This is a genomic window from Streptomyces sp. NPDC005820 (genome assembly GCF_040630255.1).
GTDB lineage: Bacteria > Actinomycetota > Actinomycetes > Streptomycetales > Streptomycetaceae > Streptomyces.
The window spans coordinates 57,089-72,303 of sequence record NZ_JBEXXE010000005.1 but is presented as its reverse complement, the minus strand read 5'-3'; the positions used below and the strand labels follow the sequence as shown (position 1 = coordinate 72,303).

General features: G+C 70.9%; 15 protein-coding genes. 11 read left to right on the top strand and 4 right to left on the bottom strand.

Features of this window, described 5'->3' with window-relative positions:
• Positions 1–15: 15 nt before the first annotated feature.
• From ABZ464_RS07760 to ABZ464_RS07730, 7 genes are all read left to right on the top strand, one after another.
• Positions 16–570: a F0F1 ATP synthase subunit B gene (locus ABZ464_RS07760; protein ID WP_359272437.1), complete on the top strand. Its 555-nt coding sequence runs from the start codon at positions 16–18 to the stop codon at positions 568–570.
• Complete coding sequence (locus tag ABZ464_RS07755) at positions 567–1,382, top strand: F0F1 ATP synthase subunit delta (protein WP_359272434.1); 816 nt, start codon at positions 567–569, stop codon at positions 1,380–1,382. Before ABZ464_RS07760 ends, ABZ464_RS07755 begins: the two co-directional genes overlap by 4 nt.
• 142 nt (positions 1,383–1,524) lie before the next feature.
• A complete protein-coding gene (gene atpA, locus ABZ464_RS07750) occupies positions 1,525–3,114 on the top strand; it encodes a F0F1 ATP synthase subunit alpha (RefSeq protein ID WP_359272431.1) in 1,590 nt (529 codons plus the stop codon).
• A gap of 21 nt (positions 3,115–3,135) precedes the next feature.
• Positions 3,136–4,077, top strand: a complete 942-nt coding sequence (locus ABZ464_RS07745) for a F0F1 ATP synthase subunit gamma (protein WP_359272428.1) — start codon at positions 3,136–3,138, stop codon at positions 4,075–4,077.
• Complete coding sequence (gene atpD / locus ABZ464_RS07740; protein ID WP_359272425.1) at positions 4,077–5,513, top strand: F0F1 ATP synthase subunit beta; 1,437 nt, start codon at positions 4,077–4,079, stop codon at positions 5,511–5,513. The genes ABZ464_RS07745 and atpD overlap by 1 nt, the downstream gene beginning before the upstream one ends.
• Before the next feature lie 118 nt (positions 5,514–5,631).
• Positions 5,632–6,006: a F0F1 ATP synthase subunit epsilon gene (locus ABZ464_RS07735; protein ID WP_067259266.1), complete on the top strand. Its 375-nt coding sequence runs from the start codon at positions 5,632–5,634 to the stop codon at positions 6,004–6,006.
• A 145-nt stretch (positions 6,007–6,151) separates the two neighbouring features.
• Entirely contained in the window at positions 6,152–6,598 is a 447-nt protein-coding gene (locus ABZ464_RS07730; RefSeq protein WP_067259265.1) for a DUF2550 domain-containing protein, read from the top strand.
• A gap of 22 nt (positions 6,599–6,620) precedes the next feature.
• Here ABZ464_RS07730 and ABZ464_RS07725 read toward each other — a convergent pair whose 3' ends face one another.
• The 3 genes from ABZ464_RS07725 to ABZ464_RS07715 all read right to left on the bottom strand — a co-directional run bounded on the left by ABZ464_RS07725 (position 6,621) and on the right by ABZ464_RS07715 (position 10,410).
• Positions 6,621–8,438 (bottom strand): glycoside hydrolase family 18 chitinase, encoded by a 1,818-nt coding sequence (locus ABZ464_RS07725; RefSeq protein ID WP_359272422.1) that lies wholly within the window; start codon positions 8,436–8,438, stop codon positions 6,621–6,623.
• Between the two features lie 131 nt (positions 8,439–8,569).
• Positions 8,570–9,211 (bottom strand): response regulator transcription factor, encoded by a 642-nt coding sequence (locus tag ABZ464_RS07720; RefSeq protein WP_359272988.1) that lies wholly within the window; start codon positions 9,209–9,211, stop codon positions 8,570–8,572.
• Positions 9,212–9,231: 20 nt separating this feature from the next.
• Positions 9,232–10,410, bottom strand: coding sequence for a histidine kinase (locus ABZ464_RS07715; protein ID WP_359272419.1), 1,179 nt, complete (start codon positions 10,408–10,410; stop codon positions 9,232–9,234).
• A gap of 119 nt (positions 10,411–10,529) precedes the next feature.
• Between ABZ464_RS07715 and ABZ464_RS07710 the strand changes: the two genes are divergently transcribed.
• Positions 10,530–10,817 (top strand): type II toxin-antitoxin system Phd/YefM family antitoxin, encoded by a 288-nt coding sequence (locus ABZ464_RS07710; protein ID WP_359272417.1) that lies wholly within the window; start codon positions 10,530–10,532, stop codon positions 10,815–10,817.
• A complete protein-coding gene (locus ABZ464_RS07705; protein ID WP_359272414.1) occupies positions 10,814–11,083 on the top strand; it encodes a type II toxin-antitoxin system RelE/ParE family toxin in 270 nt (89 codons plus the stop codon). The genes ABZ464_RS07710 and ABZ464_RS07705 overlap by 4 nt, the downstream gene beginning before the upstream one ends.
• A 6-nt stretch (positions 11,084–11,089) precedes the next feature.
• Here ABZ464_RS07705 and ABZ464_RS07700 read toward each other — a convergent pair whose 3' ends face one another.
• Complete coding sequence (locus tag ABZ464_RS07700) at positions 11,090–11,662, bottom strand: cob(I)yrinic acid a,c-diamide adenosyltransferase (protein ID WP_359272411.1); 573 nt, start codon at positions 11,660–11,662, stop codon at positions 11,090–11,092.
• 434 nt (positions 11,663–12,096) lie between these two features.
• Between ABZ464_RS07700 and ABZ464_RS07695 the strand changes: the two genes are divergently transcribed.
• Together ABZ464_RS07695 and ABZ464_RS07690 are read left to right on the top strand one after the other, a co-directional pair.
• Positions 12,097–12,420: an STAS domain-containing protein gene (locus ABZ464_RS07695; RefSeq protein ID WP_020131168.1), complete on the top strand. Its 324-nt coding sequence runs from the start codon at positions 12,097–12,099 to the stop codon at positions 12,418–12,420.
• Positions 12,421–12,682: 262 nt separating this feature from the next.
• A complete protein-coding gene (locus ABZ464_RS07690; RefSeq protein ID WP_359272408.1) occupies positions 12,683–15,190 on the top strand; it encodes an ATP-binding protein in 2,508 nt (835 codons plus the stop codon).
• Positions 15,191–15,215: the final 25 nt, after the last annotated feature.

Here is a 15,215-nt window from a genome sequence, read left to right as displayed (position 1 = left end):
ACGAAAGGCACTGATATGAGCCCCCTGGTTCAGCTGGCGGCTGAGGAAGCGGAAAACCCGCTCATCCCGCCGATTCCGGAGCTCGTGATCGGCCTGATCGCCTTCGTCATCGTCTTCGGCTTCCTCGCCAAGAAGCTCCTCCCGAACATCAACAAGGTTCTGGAAGAGCGTCGCGAGCAGATCGAGGGCGGTATCGAGAAGGCCGAGGCCGCTCAGACCGAGGCCCAGAGCGTGCTCGAGCAGTACAAGGCTCAGCTCGCCGAGGCCCGCCACGAGGCCGCGCGCCTGCGCCAGGAGGCTCAGGAGCAGGGCGCCACGCTCATCGCGGAGATGCGCGCGGAAGGCCAGCGGCAGCGCGAGGAGATCGTCGCCGCCGGTCACGCCCAGATCGAGGCCGACCGCAAGGCCGCCGCGTCCGCGCTGCGTCAGGACGTCGGCAAGCTCGCCACCGAACTGGCCGGCAAGCTCGTCGGCGAGTCCCTCGAGGACCACGCCCGCCAGAGCCGTGTCATCGACCGTTTTCTCGACGAACTCGATGACAAGGCGACGAAGGCCGAGGCGTCGCGATGAACGGAGCGAGCCGCGAGGCCCTGGCAGCCGCACGTGAGCGCCTCGACGCGCTGACGGACTCCACCTCCGTGGACGCCGCGCAGCTCGCGGGCGAGCTGGCGGCGGTCACCGCGCTGCTCGACCGCGAGGTGTCGCTGCGTCGGGTCCTCACCGACCCGGCGCAGGCCGCAGAGGCCAAGGCCGAGCTGGCCCAGCGCCTGCTCGGCTCCCAGGTCAGCGGCACCACCGCCGACCTGGTCTCCGGCCTGGTGCGTTCCCGCTGGTCGCAGTCGCGCGACCTGGTGGACGCCCTGGAGGAGCTGGCGAACATCGCCGACCTCACCGCCGCGCAGAAGGCCGGCGCGCTCGACGACGTCGAGGACGAGCTGTTCCGCTTCGGGCGGATCGTCTCCTCCAACACCGAGCTGCGCGCCGCACTGACCGACCGGAAGGCCACCGCCTCGGCCAAGGGCGAGCTGCTGCGCAGCCTGCTCGGCAGCCGTGCCGACGCGGCCACCGTTCGACTGGTGACGCGCCTTGTGACCGCTCCGCGGGGACGTAGCCTGGAAGCGGGACTCGAGTCCCTGTCCAAGCTCGCCGCCGAGCGCCGCGATCGCGTCGTGGCCGTCGTCACGTCGGCCGTGCCGCTGAGCGACGCGCAGAAGCGACGCCTCGGCGCCGCCCTCGCGAAGCTCTACGGGCGCCAGATGCACCTCAACCTCGACGTGGACCCCGAGGTCGTCGGCGGGATCCGGGTGCAGGTCGGCGACGAGGTGATCAACGGCTCCCTCGCGGACCGCATCGAGGACGCCGCCCGCCGCATGGCGAGCTAGCAGCAACCCATATACGCAGTACGTACGCAAGCGGCCCTGGTTGGGCCGTGCAGAGGATTCACCTCTTTCAGGGGGGAGTCCGTCGTTGAGACATCCCCCCAAAGTGAAACTTCGGGCCCAACAAGGAGAGCAGGGAACCCAGATGGCGGAGCTCACGATCCGGCCGGAGGAGATCCGGGACGCGCTGGAGAACTTCGTCCAGTCGTACAAGCCGGACGCGGCCTCGCGCGAGGAGGTCGGTACGGTCACCCTTGCCGGCGACGGCATCGCGAAGATCGAGGGTCTTCCCTCGGCCATGGCCAACGAACTGCTGAAGTTCGAGGACGGCACCCTCGGCCTCGCGCTCAACCTCGAAGAGCGTGAGATCGGTGCCGTCGTCCTCGGTGAGTTCAGCGGCATCGAGGAGGGGCAGCCGGTCACCCGTACCGGCGAGGTCCTCTCCGTCGCGGTGGGCGAGGGCTACCTCGGCCGCGTCGTCGACCCGCTCGGCAACCCGATCGACGGCCTCGGCGAGATCGAGACGTCCGGCCGCCGCGCCCTGGAGCTTCAGGCTCCGGGCGTCATGGCCCGTAAGTCGGTGCACGAGCCGATGGAGACCGGCTACAAGGCCGTCGACGCGATGACCCCGATCGGCCGTGGCCAGCGTCAGCTGATCATCGGTGACCGCCAGACCGGCAAGACCGCCCTGGCCGTCGACACGATCATCAACCAGCGCGACAACTGGCGCTCCGGTGACGTGAACAAGCAGGTCCGCTGCGTCTACGTCGCCATCGGCCAGAAGGGCTCGACCATCGCCTCCGTGCGTGGCGCCCTCCAGGAGGCCGGCGCGCTGGAGTACACGACCATCGTCGCCGCCCCGGCGTCCGACCCGGCCGGCTTCAAGTACCTGGCGCCGTACACCGGCTCGGCCATCGGCCAGCAGTGGATGTACGAGGGCAAGCACGTCCTGATCATCTTCGACGACCTGTCGAAGCAGGCCGACGCCTACCGCGCCGTGTCGCTGCTGCTGCGCCGCCCGCCGGGCCGCGAGGCCTACCCGGGCGACGTCTTCTACCTGCACTCCCGTCTGCTGGAGCGCTGCGCGAAGCTCTCCGACGAGCTGGGCAAGGGCTCGATGACCGGTCTGCCGATCGTCGAGACCAAGGCCAACGACGTCTCGGCGTTCATCCCGACCAACGTCATCTCCATCACCGACGGCCAGTGCTTCCTGGAGTCGGACCTGTTCAACGCCGGTCAGCGCCCCGCGCTGAACGTCGGTATCTCCGTCTCCCGAGTCGGTGGTTCCGCGCAGCACAAGGCGATGAAGCAGGTCTCCGGCCGCCTCCGCCTCGACCTCGCCCAGTACCGTGAGCTGGAGGCGTTCGCCGCCTTCGGTTCCGACCTGGACGCCGCGTCGAAGGCCCAGCTGGAGCGCGGTCAGCGCCTGGTCGAGCTGCTCAAGCAGGCTCAGTACCAGCCGATGCCGACCGAGGACCAGGTCGTCTCCGTGTGGGCCGGTACCACCGGCAAGATGGACGACGTCCCGGTCGCCGACGTCCGCCGCTTCGAGAAGGAGCTCCTGGAGTACCTGCACCGCTCGGAGCAGGGCCTCATGACCTCCATCAAGGAGGGCGGCAAGATGTCGGACGACACCCTCACCGCTGTTGCCGACGCCATCGCCGACTTCAAGAAGCAGTTCGAGACCTCGGACGGCAAGCTTCTCGGCGAGGACGCCCCGGCCGCGGCCAAGTGACGTAAGGAAGGGACCTGACTCATGGGAGCTCAGCTCCGGGTCTACAAGCGTCGCATCCGATCCGTCACCGCGACCAAGAAGATCACCAAGGCGATGGAGATGATCGCCGCCTCGCGCGTCGTCAAGGCGCAGCGCAAGGTGGCGGCCTCCACGCCGTACGCGACCGAGCTCACCCGCGCGGTCACGGCGGTGGGCACCGGCTCGAACACGAAGCACCCGCTCACCACGCAGGCCGAGACGGTCGTGCGGTCCGCGGTGCTGCTCCTGACGAGCGACCGCGGTCTCGCCGGCGCCTTCAACTCCAACGCCATCAAGGCCGCGGAGCAGCTGACGGCGCGCCTCGAGGCCGAGGGCAAGCAGGTCGACACGTACATCGTCGGCCGGCGTGGTCTCGCGCACTACAACTTCCGTGAGCGCAAGGTCGCGGAGTCGTGGTCGGGCTTCACGGACGAGCCGACGTACGCGGACGCCAAGACGGTCGCGGCCCCCCTGATCGAGGCCATCGAGAAGGACACGGCGGACGGCGGCGTGGACGAGATCCACATCGTCTTCACCGAGTTCGTGTCGATGATGACGCAGACGGCGCTCGACGACCGCCTGCTGCCGCTCAGCCTCGAAGCCGTGACATCAACGGCTGCCGCCGCGGGGGCCAAGGAGGCGAAGCCGGCGGGCGAGATCCTTCCGCTCTACGACTTCGAGCCCTCGGCGGAGGACGTCCTCGACGCCCTTCTGCCGCGCTACGTGGAGAGCCGCGTCTACAACGCTCTCCTCCAGTCGGCAGCCTCGAAGCACGCCGCCACGCGGCGCGCGATGAAGTCGGCGACCGACAACGCAGGAGAGCTCATCGAGACGCTCTCCCGCCTTGCCAACGCGGCCCGCCAGGCCGAAATCACCCAGGAAATCAGCGAGATCGTCGGTGGCTCCGCAGCCCTGGCCGACGCGACCGCGGGGAGTGACAGGTAATGACGACGACAGTTGAGACGGCCGTTGCCACGGGCCGCGTCGCCCGGGTCATCGGCCCGGTCGTCGACGTGGAATTCCCCGTCGACGCCATGCCGGAGATCTACAACGCCCTTCACGTCGAGGTCGCCGACCCGGCGAACGAGGGCGAGAAGAAGACGCTGACCCTCGAGGTCGCCCAGCACCTGGGTGACGGCCTGGTCCGCACGATCTCGATGCAGCCCACCGACGGTCTGGTCCGCCAGGCCCCGGTCACCGACACCGGCACGGGCATCACCGTTCCGGTCGGCGACTTCACCAAGGGTAAGGTGTTCAACACCCTCGGTGAGGTGCTGAACGTCGACGAGAAGTACGAGGGCGAGCGCTGGTCCATCCACCGCAAGGCCCCGAACTTCGACGAGCTCGAGTCGAAGACCGAGATGTTCGAGACCGGCGTCAAGGTCATCGACCTTCTCACCCCGTACGTCAAGGGTGGAAAGATCGGTCTGTTCGGTGGTGCCGGCGTCGGCAAGACGGTGCTCATCCAGGAGATGATCTACCGCGTCGCCAACAACCACGACGGTGTCTCCGTGTTCGCCGGTGTCGGTGAGCGCACCCGTGAGGGCAACGACCTCATCGAGGAGATGGCCGACTCGGGCGTCATCGACAAGACCGCGCTGGTATTCGGCCAGATGGACGAGCCCCCGGGCACCCGTCTGCGCGTGGCCCTCGCGGGTCTGACCATGGCGGAGTACTTCCGCGATGTGCAGAAGCAGGACGTGCTGTTCTTCATCGACAACATCTTCCGCTTCACGCAGGCCGGTTCCGAGGTGTCGACCCTGCTCGGCCGTATGCCCTCCGCGGTGGGCTACCAGCCGAACCTGGCCGACGAGATGGGTCTCCTCCAGGAGCGCATCACCTCGACCCGTGGTCACTCGATCACCTCGATGCAGGCGATCTACGTCCCCGCGGACGACCTGACCGACCCGGCCCCGGCCACCACCTTCGCCCACCTCGACGCGACGACGGTGCTCTCCCGTCCGATCTCGGAGAAGGGCATCTACCCGGCCGTGGACCCGCTGGACTCCACGTCCCGCATCCTGGACCCGCGCTACATCGCGGCGGACCACTACAACACCGCCATGCGCGTCAAGACGGTCCTGCAGAAGTACAAGGACCTCCAGGACATCATCGCGATCCTCGGTATCGACGAGCTCGGCGAGGAGGACAAGCTCACCGTCCACCGCGCCCGTCGTGTGGAGCGCTTCCTGTCCCAGAACACCCACGTCGCCAAGCAGTTCACCGGCGTCGACGGGTCGGACGTGCCGCTGGACGAGTCGATCACCGCGTTCAACGCGATCATCGACGGTGAGTACGACCACTTCCCGGAGCAGGCGTTCTTCCTCTGCGGTGGCATCGAGGACCTCAAGGCCAACGCCAAGGAGCTGGGCGTCTCCTGATCTCGGACTGCCCGAGAACGTGTGAGGGGGCGGGCGCGTCCCGCCCCCTCACTCACGCCCACTAGACTTAGTAACCAACACCCGGCAGATCCGCCGGGTGGTGACCCGAGGAGCCACCTTGGCTGCTGAGCTGCACGTCGCGCTGGTCGCGGCCGACCGAGAGGTCTGGTCCGGCGAGGCCACCCTGGTCGTCGCGCGCACCACGTCCGGCGACATCGGCGTCATGCCCGGTCACCAGCCGCTGCTCGGTGTGCTGGAGTCGGGCCCGGTGACCATCCGTACGAGTGAGGGTGGGACGGTCGTCGCCGCGGTGCACGGCGGTTTCATCTCGTTCGCGGACAACAAGCTGTCGCTGCTGGCCGAGACCGCCGAGCTGTCGGACGAGATCGACGTCCAGCGCGAGGAGCGCGAGCTCGAGCGCGCGAAGGCGGAGGGCGACGCCATCGCCGAACGCCGTGCGGACGTACGACTGCGTGCGGCGGCCTCGCGCTGACAACCCGGCGCGGAGCTGTATGACGTCACTCAGCCGCGGTCGGCACCGGAGCAATCCGGAGCCGACCGCGGCTGAGGCAGATATGGATGTTTTTTCCGTTCCGTTACCTATTTTCGGTACCTAGGAGACGAGGAGGTCGGTGTCGATGGTCCTCGCTCTGACTGTGTGCGGAATCGTCGTGGCCCTGGTGGTGCTGGGGCTGTTCGTCTTCGGTCTGCGCCGCAGACTCATCCAGCGCTCCGGTGGCACCTTCGACTGTTCCCTGCGCTGGGACGTCCCCGAGAAACCGGACACCAGCGGCAAGGGCTGGAGCTACGGCGTCGCCCGCTACAACGGCGACCGCATCGAGTGGTACCGCGTCTTCTCGTACGCCTACCGTCCCCGCCGTGTCCTGGAGCGCGCCTCGATCGAGGTGGCCGGCCGCCGGCTCCCCGAGGGCGAGGAGGAGCTGGCCCTGCTGTCCGACGCGGTGATCCTCGCCTGCTCCCACCAGGGCGTCCGCCTGGAACTCGCGATGAGCGAAGACGCGCTGACCGGTTTTCTCGCGTGGCTGGAAGCAGCCCCGCCCGGTCAGCGCGTCAACGTCGCCTAGTCGCTCTTACGGGTAGTCGCCCTTACAGGTTGTTGCTGATGGCGCTCACCAGCTCCCCGTTGCCGGTGTCTCCGCTGAACTCCCAGAAGAACGCGCCGCCGAGCCCCTGGTTCTTGGCCCAGGTCATCTTCCCGGCGATGGTGGCCGGGGTGTCGTAGGACCACCAGTTGCTGCCGCAGTGCGCGTAGGCCGTGCCGGCGACGGTGCCGGTGGCCGGACAGGACGTCTTGAGGACCTTGTAGTCCTCGATGCCCTGCTCGTAGGTGCCCGCCGCGGCGCCCGTGGCGGTGCCGCCCGGGGCGTCCTGGGTGACACCGGTCCAGCCGCGGCCGTAGAAGCCGATGCCGATGAGCAGCTTGCTCGCGGGGACGCCCTTCGCCTTGAACTTGGCCATCGCGTCGGCGGTGGTGAACCCGGCCGTCGGGATGCCGCTGTACGAGGTGAGCGGGGAGTGCGGGGCGGTCGGGCCCTGGGCGGCCCAGGCGCCGAAGAAGTCGTACGTCATCACGTTGTACCAGTCGACGTAGTTCGCCGCGCCCGCGTAGTCGGCGGCGTCGATCTTGCCGCCGGAGGAGCCGTCGGCCGTGGTGGCCGCGGTGACCAGGTAGTTCGCGCCGAACTTGGCGCGCAGCGCGGACATCAGGTTCTTGAAGGCCGCCGCCCCGCTGCTGTCGCAGGACAGACCGCAGGCGTTCGGGTACTCCCAGTCGATGTCGATGCCGTCGAAGACATCGGCCCAGCGCGGGTCCTCGACCAGGTTGTAGCAGGACTGGGCGAAGGCCGTGGGGTTGGCCGCCGCCTGGGCGAAGCCGCCGGACCAGGTCCAGCCGCCGAAGGACCACAGCACCTTGATGTTCGGGTACTTCGCCTTCAGCTGCCTCAGCTGGTTGAAGTTGCCGCGCAGCGGCTGGTCCCAGGTGTCGGCGACGCCGCTGACGGACTGGTCGGCGGTGAAGGCCTTGTCGTAGTCGGCGTAGGAGTCACCGATCGCGCACTGTCCGTTGGTGACGTTGCCGAAGGCGTAGTTGATGTGTGTGATCTTCGCGGCGGAGCCGGAGGTCACCAGGTTCTTGACGTTGTAGTTGCGGCCGTAGATGCCCCACTCGGTGAAGTAGCCGAGCTTGACCTTGGAGCCGGTGGTCGGGGGAGTGGTGCCGCCCGTGGTGTGCACGGCGACCGCGCCGCTGACCGGTCCGGTCTGGTCGGCGGTGTCACGGGCCTGGACGGTGTAGGAGTAGTCGGTGCCGGCGGTGAGACCCGTGTCGGTGTACGAGGTCGTCGTCACCGTGGCGACCTTGGCGCCGTCGCGCAGCACGTCGTAGTTCTTGACGCCCTTGTCGTCGGTGGCGGCGGACCAGGTCAGCTTGGCCGAGGTGTCCGTGATGCCCGAGGCGGTGGGGGTGCCGGGCGCCGAGGGGGCCGCGTCGCCGGGGACCGTCGTACCGTCACAACTGTCGTTGTTCAGCTTGCAGTTGGACGGGGAGCCGGAGCCCGCGCCGTTGAAGCCGAAGGAGACCGAGGCGCCGGGGGCGAGGGTGCCGTTGTAGGACTTGTTCTTGGCGGTCCAGTGGGTGCCGGAGGAGGTGACGTCGGCGTCCCAGGCGGAGGTGACGGACGTACCGGAGGGGAAGTCCCACTCCACGGTCCAGGAGCTGAGGGAGGTGGTGCCGGTGTTCTTCACCGTCCACTTGCCCTCGAAGCCGGTGCCCCAGTCCTGGGTCTTGGCGTAGGTGGCGGTCGCCGTGGCGGCGGCTTGGGCGGGGCTCGCGAGACCGACCAGCCCGGCCAACGGCAGCAACAGGGTCGCGAACCCTGCCGCGGCTCTGTGTCCGAAGCGCATTCTGCGCCTCCTAGGGGGAGTTGGGGGGCGTGACTGAGCCTTCACGCCCACGGTGCCGCGAGAATAGAAAGGTCTGGACCACGGGTCAATAGGTCTGGACCACTCTCGTATACGGTTGCCGGATACTGCTGCTAGATCCCCAACTCCTGTGCCAGCACGGCCGCTTGGACCCGGCTGCGCAGCCCGAGCTTCCCCAGCAGTCGGCTCACGTGCGTCTTGACCGTCGCCTCCGCCATGTCCAGCCGCCCGGCGATCTGCGCGTTGGACAGCCCCTCCCCGAGACAGCCCAGCACCTCGCGCTCCCGCCGGGTGAGCGCCTCCAGTACGCCAGGGTCGGCGGCCGGCTCCCGCACCGGCCGGGCCGCGAACTCCGCGATCAGCCGCCGGGTCACGGCCGGCGCGATCAGCCCTTCGCCGCCGGCCACCGTACGGACCGCCGTCAGCAGATCCCGCGCCTCGGTGTGCTTCAGCAGAAACCCGGCCGCGCCCGCCCGCAACGCACCGAACACATAGGCGTCCAGATCGAAGGTGGTCAGCACCAGGACGTCCGCCAGCCCCTCCGCGACCACCTGACGGGTCGCCGCCACCCCGTCCAGCCGCGGCATCTGCACATCCATCAGCACCACGTCCGGCCGCAGCTCCCGCGCCAGCGCCACCGCCCGCTCCCCGTCCGCCGCCTCCCCGACCACCTCGATGTCGGGCGCACTGCGCAGGATGAGGACCAGCCCGGCACGCACGGCGGACTGGTCCTCGGCGACGAGCACACGGATCACGGGCGGTGTGACGGCGGATGTCACTGCGGGTCTCCTTCGGTGAGGGGGAGTGCGGCGCGTACGGTCCACAGGGCGCCCTCGGGCCCGGCCTCGAACGTGCCGCCGAGCAGCCCCGCCCGCTCCCGCATCCCCACCAGACCCGCCCCGGAGCCGGGGGCGCGCGGGCCGCCGTCCCGGTGGCCGTACGGGCTGCTCACCCGCACGTCGAGCAGCCCGTCCCGGCGGCCGAGGGACACGGTCACCGGGCCCGGGCAGGCGTGCTTGAGGGCATTGGTCAGCGACTCCTGGACGATCCGGTAGGCGGCGAGCTCCACGGGTGCCGGGACCCGGCCGGGACCGGCGTCCAGGGTGACGTCGAGGCCATTGGCGCGGGCGCCCTCGACCAGCGCGGCGAGGCCGTCGAGGGTCGGCGTCACGGAGGGCTCCCGCTCCCCGCCGCCGTCGCGCAGGATGCCGATCAGCCGCCGCATCTCCGTGAGCCCATCGACGCTGTTCTCCCGGATGACGGCCAGCGCCTGCCGGGAGGTCTCCGGGTCGTCGATCGACAGCGCGGCCGTGGAGTGGATGGCGATCGCCGACAGATGGTTGGCGACCATGTCGTGCAACTCCCTTGCCATCCGCGCCCGTTCGGCGAGGACCGCCTGGGAGCGGTCTATCTCGGCCAGCAGCGCGGTCTGTTCGGCGCGCAGCCGGGCCGCGTCGGCGGCGTCGCGGTGGTCGCGCACGATCCAGCCGGTGGCGGCGGGACCGAACGCCACCGCGCCGATCACCACACCGATCAGCAGTGCCTCGGGCCGCCGCCACACCGCGAACGGCACCACCGTGCCGGCCACCGTGAGCAGCCCGGTGATCCAGGGGATCCGGCGGGCCGAGGCGGGCGGTCCGTACACGACGGCGGCGTACACCAGGTCGGTGAACATCAGGATCGTGGCCAGACTGCCCTGGGTGACCGTGTCCAGGGCCAGCGCGGCCGTGCCGGTCAGCAGGGCGGCACGTGGCGCGGTCCTGCGCAGCAGCTCGCAGCCCGACATCACCACGAGCGGCACCAGGACCGGCCGGGCGCCGTCGAGGAGCGCGTTCGGCTCGGTGGCCGGCCGGGTGCTCAGGCCGAGGGCCATCAGCAGCAGCCCGCCGAGCAGCCCGCCGACCGCGAGGTACCCGTCGAAGCGATGGGGGCGGGGCGGACGTCGTACGGCCATGCCCTCCATCCAACACGGCCCGCGCGGCGCCCGCCTGCTGCCCGGGAACGGTCCTCGACTGCATCTTTCGATGTACGGCCGGCGCCTCGTGTGTACACGGTAGTGGGTACACTCAGGGTATGGACGAGTCCGCATCCGTACGTGAAGCCCGGGCCAATCTCGCGCGACTGCTCGACCGGGCGGAGGAGGGCGAGCCGACCGTCATCACCCGGGGCGGCGCTCCGGTGGCGGCCATCGTGCCCATAGAGGAGTACAACGCGCTGGAGGAGGCGGCCGACGAGCTGCTCGCGCGCAAGGCCCTTCAGACCCTCCAGGAGGAGAACGGCGAGCCGCGCGCCGCCCTCGCGGACGTGCTCGCGGACATCTTCGGCCCGCCGTCGGACGGCTCCGCGGCGGGCGTCGCGTGAAGTACGCCCTCGAGTTCACCGCCGCCGCCCGCCGTCAGCTACGGGCGCTCGATCAGACGACCGCGTTGCGCATCCTGCACGCGCTCAGCCGCCTGGGCGACGACCCTCATCGTGCCGACGCCGATGTGAAGAAGCTGTCGGGGCACGACGACCTCTACCGCCTGCGCGTCGGCGCCTGCCGGATCGCCTACGTCGTCGATGACGGCAAACTCGTCGTCCTCGTGGTCGAGGTGGGGCACCGCAGGGAGATCTACCGCCGTCCGTGACGGGCGTCAGCGCTCCCCGCCCGGCACCCAGAGCACGTCCCCGACGCCCTGGTTGGCCGTGCGCGCGAGGATGAAGAGGAGATCCGAGAGGCGGTTGAGGTAGGTCGCGGTGAGGGGGTTCATCGTCTCGGCGTGGGTCTCCAGGGCGGCCCACGTCGAGCGTTCGGCGCGGCGTACGACCGTGCAGGCCTGGTGGAGCAGGGCGGCGCCCGGGGTGCCGCCGGGGAGGATGAAGGAGCGGAGCTTCTCCAGCCGCTCGTTGAAGCGGTCGCAGTCCGCCTCCAGCCGGTCGACGTAGAACTGCTCGACCCGCAGCGGCGGGAACTGCGGGTTCTCCACCACCGGCGTCGACAGGTCCGCGCCCACGTCGAACAGGTCGTTCTGGACCCGGGTGAGGACCGCGACGACCTCCTCGGCCAGGCCGCCCAGCGCGATCGCGGTGCCGATGGCCGCGTTCGCCTCGTTGGCGTCGGCGTAGGCCGCGATCCGCAGGTCGGTCTTGGCGACCCGGCTCATGTCGCCGAGGGCGGTCGTGCCCTGGTCCCCGGTCCTGGTGTAGATGCGCGTCAGATTGACCATGCGGCCAATCTAGACCGTCCCCGACGATCCGCCGCGTTCGCTCGGTCACGTCCGCTCCACGAAGATCCAAACGGTGCGAATAGGCTTGAATCGGACAGGAATTGACGACGTGACCGGCGTCTCACGCCGTGAGACGTGAGACGCGTTACTAACCGGTCGCACAGCGCTCCACGAGCGCTAATCTCCGGCCGAGAGTCATACGTGAGCCATACGGCGAATGCGCCGGATGGTTGACGCCGGTGACATCCGACGCGAGAGCGGGCAGGGCTTACTCCAAGCGCCGAAACCGCACAGGCCCCAGGGGTCTCACCCTTGCGGGTGAATTCGGTATCGGTTCGCTCACAGACGGCAACCTCCGACCGCTTCGCGCAGTCAGAGCATGCAACACCGGACATCACACCGCGGAGCACGAGACGCACGCTTAGGGGAGCGCTATGCACATCAGGGGCGACCACGTCGAGCTGGTCGTCGGGGGCCGCCTCGACGTGCGCAGCGCGGCGGACGCCCGCACGGCCCTGCACACGGCCGTGGACGACGGCGTCGGCGACCTGGTGCTCGACCTGTCCGAACTGGACTCCTGGGACGCCACCGGGCTCGGCGTCATCATGGGCGTCCACCGACGGGCCGGCCGCTGCGGCCGACGCCTGGTGCTGCGCGGCGTACCCCCGCAGATGCAGCGCCTGCTGGTGGCCACCCGGCTGCACCGGATCCTAGCCATCGAGGGCGGCATCGGCGTGGAGTCCCTGCCCCGGGTCTGACCGAGAAGGCGCCGCGACCGGACCGCGGCAGGGGGTCCACCTGCGGCGAAACGTACGGCGGGCACCAATCCTCACCGGACTGTGACGTCTCGGACCGCGCGGCACCCCGGACTGTCGTAGATACTGTGCGAAGGTTTACGGTTCGTCTGCCCGCCGCCCTCGGCCCTCTACCGAGCGGGCACCGGACCAGAAGCGACAGCGCAGTGTGCAGCGAGGCCGGATGGGGCTACCGCCACACGACGCTCTTGGGGGGCTTGAACCCATGGACCCGACGAACCAGGGGCCCGAGGAGTACGGTCACGAGGGCGACGGCCGCGCGCCGCGCCCCCGCCCGTCCAGGGACCCCCTCACGCCCGACTTCGGCGCGCACACTCCCGGGCCCGCCCGCACGGTCCGGGTGGTCGCCGGCGAGCATCTGCTCACCGTCAACCCCGTGGACGGCAGCGAGATAGAACTCTGCCCGCCCACCGAGCGGCCCGGCCGCCCCGCCAAGCGCAGCGCCGAGGAGCGCGCCGAGTACGACGAGCGCGCCGCCCGGCCGCCCGCCCCGGCCGGCCCCGCCCGGCCCGAACAGCCCCTGCTCGGCCGCCAGGACGAACGCGAACAGCTGGTCCGCCTGCTCGCCCGCGGCCGCTCCGTCCGCCTCACCGGACCCTCCGGCTCCGGCCGCACCAGCCTCCTCGACCTGGTCGCCGAGGACTGCGAGGACCTCGCCCCCGACGGCGTCGTCCGCCTCTCCGGCTACGGCCGCACCCCGGCCGAACTGCTCCACGACCTCTTCCACACCGTCCACGACGCCGACCTCCACCGCCCCGACCCCGAGGAACTGCGCACCCTCGTCCGGGAGATCGGCGCCGTCGTGGTCGTCGACGACCTCGGCTTCGGCGGCGCGCTCCTCGACGAACTCCTCGACGCCACCCCCGAGTGCGCCTTCCTGCTCGGCGCCACCCCCGACACCCCGCTGCCCTCCGCCGACTCCGCCGTCGAGGACGTCGTCCTCAGCGGCCTCGACCGGGCCGGCGGCGTGGACGTCATCGAGCGCGCCGTGGGCCGCACCCTCACCGAGGAGGAGGCCAACTGGGCCGGCGACCTCTGGTTCGAGTCCGAGGGCCTGCCGCTGCGCTTCGTCCAGGCCGGCGCCCTCCTCCGGCAGCGCGACCAGCTCCGCGCCGACGTCGACGCCGTGGACGCGTTCGGCGTGTTCGAGGACGCCCGCCCGCTCGCCGCGCCCGTCGACGCCGGGGCCGGTGACGCCGAGGAGATACCCCTGCCCTCCCTCGGCGAGGCCGCCGCGCCCGCCCCGCTGCTCGCCGCCCGCCTCAGCCCCTCCGCCCGCGCCGCCCTGCGCTTCGCCGTCGCCCTCGGCGGCGAGGTCCCGCACCAGGCCCATCTGCCCGCCCTCGTCGGCGACACCCACGCCGACGCCGCCCTCGGCGAACTCGTCGCCTGCGGGCTCGTCTCCCCGGTCGGCGTCCGCTACCGGCTCGCCGCCGGCGTCCAGACCCAGCTGGAGGCCGCCGGATACGACGACGACACCGAGGCCCGCGCAGGGGCCGCCGCCCAGCACTACGCCTGGTGGGCCGGCCACCCCTCGGTCACCCCCGAACGGGTCTGCGCCGAGGCGGACGCCGTCCTCACCGCCCTCGCCCTCGTGGTGCCCACGACGACCCCGCCCGCCGAGGACGAGGAGGCCACCGCGGTCCGGCTCGCCCGCGCCGCGGCGCCCGCGTTCGCCGCCGGACTGCGCTGGAGCGCCTGGGAGAGCGCCCTGCACGAGGGCGCCGAGGCCGCCCGGCTCGCCGGGGAGTCCGCCGACCGCGCCTACTTCCACCACGAACTCGGCGTCCTCGCCCTGTGCGCCGGGGACCTCGACCGGGCCCGCTCCGAACTCGAGGCCTCCCTCGGGCTGCGCGGCGCCCTCACCGACAAGCGCGGCACCGTCGCCGGCCGCCGCGCCCTCGCCCTCGTCGCCGACGCCTCCGGGGACATCCCCGGCTTCGCCGCCGCGACCGTGGGCGAGGAGGTGCCCGACGCCCGCCACGAGGAGTCCGCCTCCCCGCCGCGCGGCATCCAGGCGGCGCTGCCGACCTACCCGCCGGAGGCCGAGACCCTCGTCCACCGCCCGGTGACCCCGCCGCCCTCCCCGGCCCCGCACCACCAGCGCCGGGGCGGCCTCAAGGGCCTCGCCAAGCGCAACCTCGTCGCGGCCGGGGCGGGCGCGCTCCTCGTCGCCGTCCTCGGCACGGTCGTCACGCTCGGCGCGACCTCCAACAACGACGCGGGCGACCCCGCCGACCGCGGCGGCGTCAACCCGTCCGCCAGCACCGGCCTCGACGACGGCGGCTCCGACACCGACACCCCGGGCGCCGACACCGGCACCGGCGACACGGGCACGGCGACCAGCCGGCCGACGGATCCGGGACCGGACGGGACGATGGGGACCTCGGACGATCCGACTCCGTCGGAGTCGGCTTCGGCCACGGAGGGGACGAGCGGTTCGACGGGGTCGACCGGGGGCGCCTCGCCGTCCCCGTCGCGGTCCACGTCGTCGAGCCCGTCCTCCCGGCCCTCGCCGTCGTCGAGCCCGTCGGCATCGAGCAGCTCGGGGACGGGCAGCTCGTCGTCGCCCTCGTCGAGTCCGTCGTCAAGCCCGTCCAGCTCGCCGAGCGGCAGCCCGGCGACGGCGAGCAGCTCGGTCTCCTCCGCCCCGGTCAGCTCCGCCAGCACTTCCCAGAGCGGCGGCGCGAGCGCGTCGGAGCCGGTGATCTGAGACACCCCCGGGCAACACCGAGGGC

Coding starts and splice junctions, on each gene's coding strand:
- ABZ464_RS07760 (WP_359272437.1), top strand. CDS start 16: ATGAGCCCCCTGGTTCAGCTGGCGGCTGAGGAAGCGGAAAACCCGCTC.
- ABZ464_RS07690 (WP_359272408.1), top strand. CDS start 12,683: ATGGACCCGACGAACCAGGGGCCCGAGGAGTACGGTCACGAGGGCGAC.
- ABZ464_RS07695 (WP_020131168.1), top strand. CDS start 12,097: ATGCACATCAGGGGCGACCACGTCGAGCTGGTCGTCGGGGGCCGCCTC.
- ABZ464_RS07755 (WP_359272434.1), top strand. CDS start 567: ATGAACGGAGCGAGCCGCGAGGCCCTGGCAGCCGCACGTGAGCGCCTC.
- ABZ464_RS07715 (WP_359272419.1), bottom strand. CDS start 10,410: ATGGCCGTACGACGTCCGCCCCGCCCCCATCGCTTCGACGGGTACCTC.
- ABZ464_RS07710 (WP_359272417.1), top strand. CDS start 10,530: ATGGACGAGTCCGCATCCGTACGTGAAGCCCGGGCCAATCTCGCGCGA.
- atpA (WP_359272431.1), top strand. CDS start 1,525: ATGGCGGAGCTCACGATCCGGCCGGAGGAGATCCGGGACGCGCTGGAG.
- atpD (WP_359272425.1), top strand. CDS start 4,077: ATGACGACGACAGTTGAGACGGCCGTTGCCACGGGCCGCGTCGCCCGG.
- ABZ464_RS07725 (WP_359272422.1), bottom strand. CDS start 8,438: ATGCGCTTCGGACACAGAGCCGCGGCAGGGTTCGCGACCCTGTTGCTG.
- ABZ464_RS07700 (WP_359272411.1), bottom strand. CDS start 11,662: ATGGTCAATCTGACGCGCATCTACACCAGGACCGGGGACCAGGGCACG.
- ABZ464_RS07745 (WP_359272428.1), top strand. CDS start 3,136: ATGGGAGCTCAGCTCCGGGTCTACAAGCGTCGCATCCGATCCGTCACC.
- ABZ464_RS07730 (WP_067259265.1), top strand. CDS start 6,152: ATGGTCCTCGCTCTGACTGTGTGCGGAATCGTCGTGGCCCTGGTGGTG.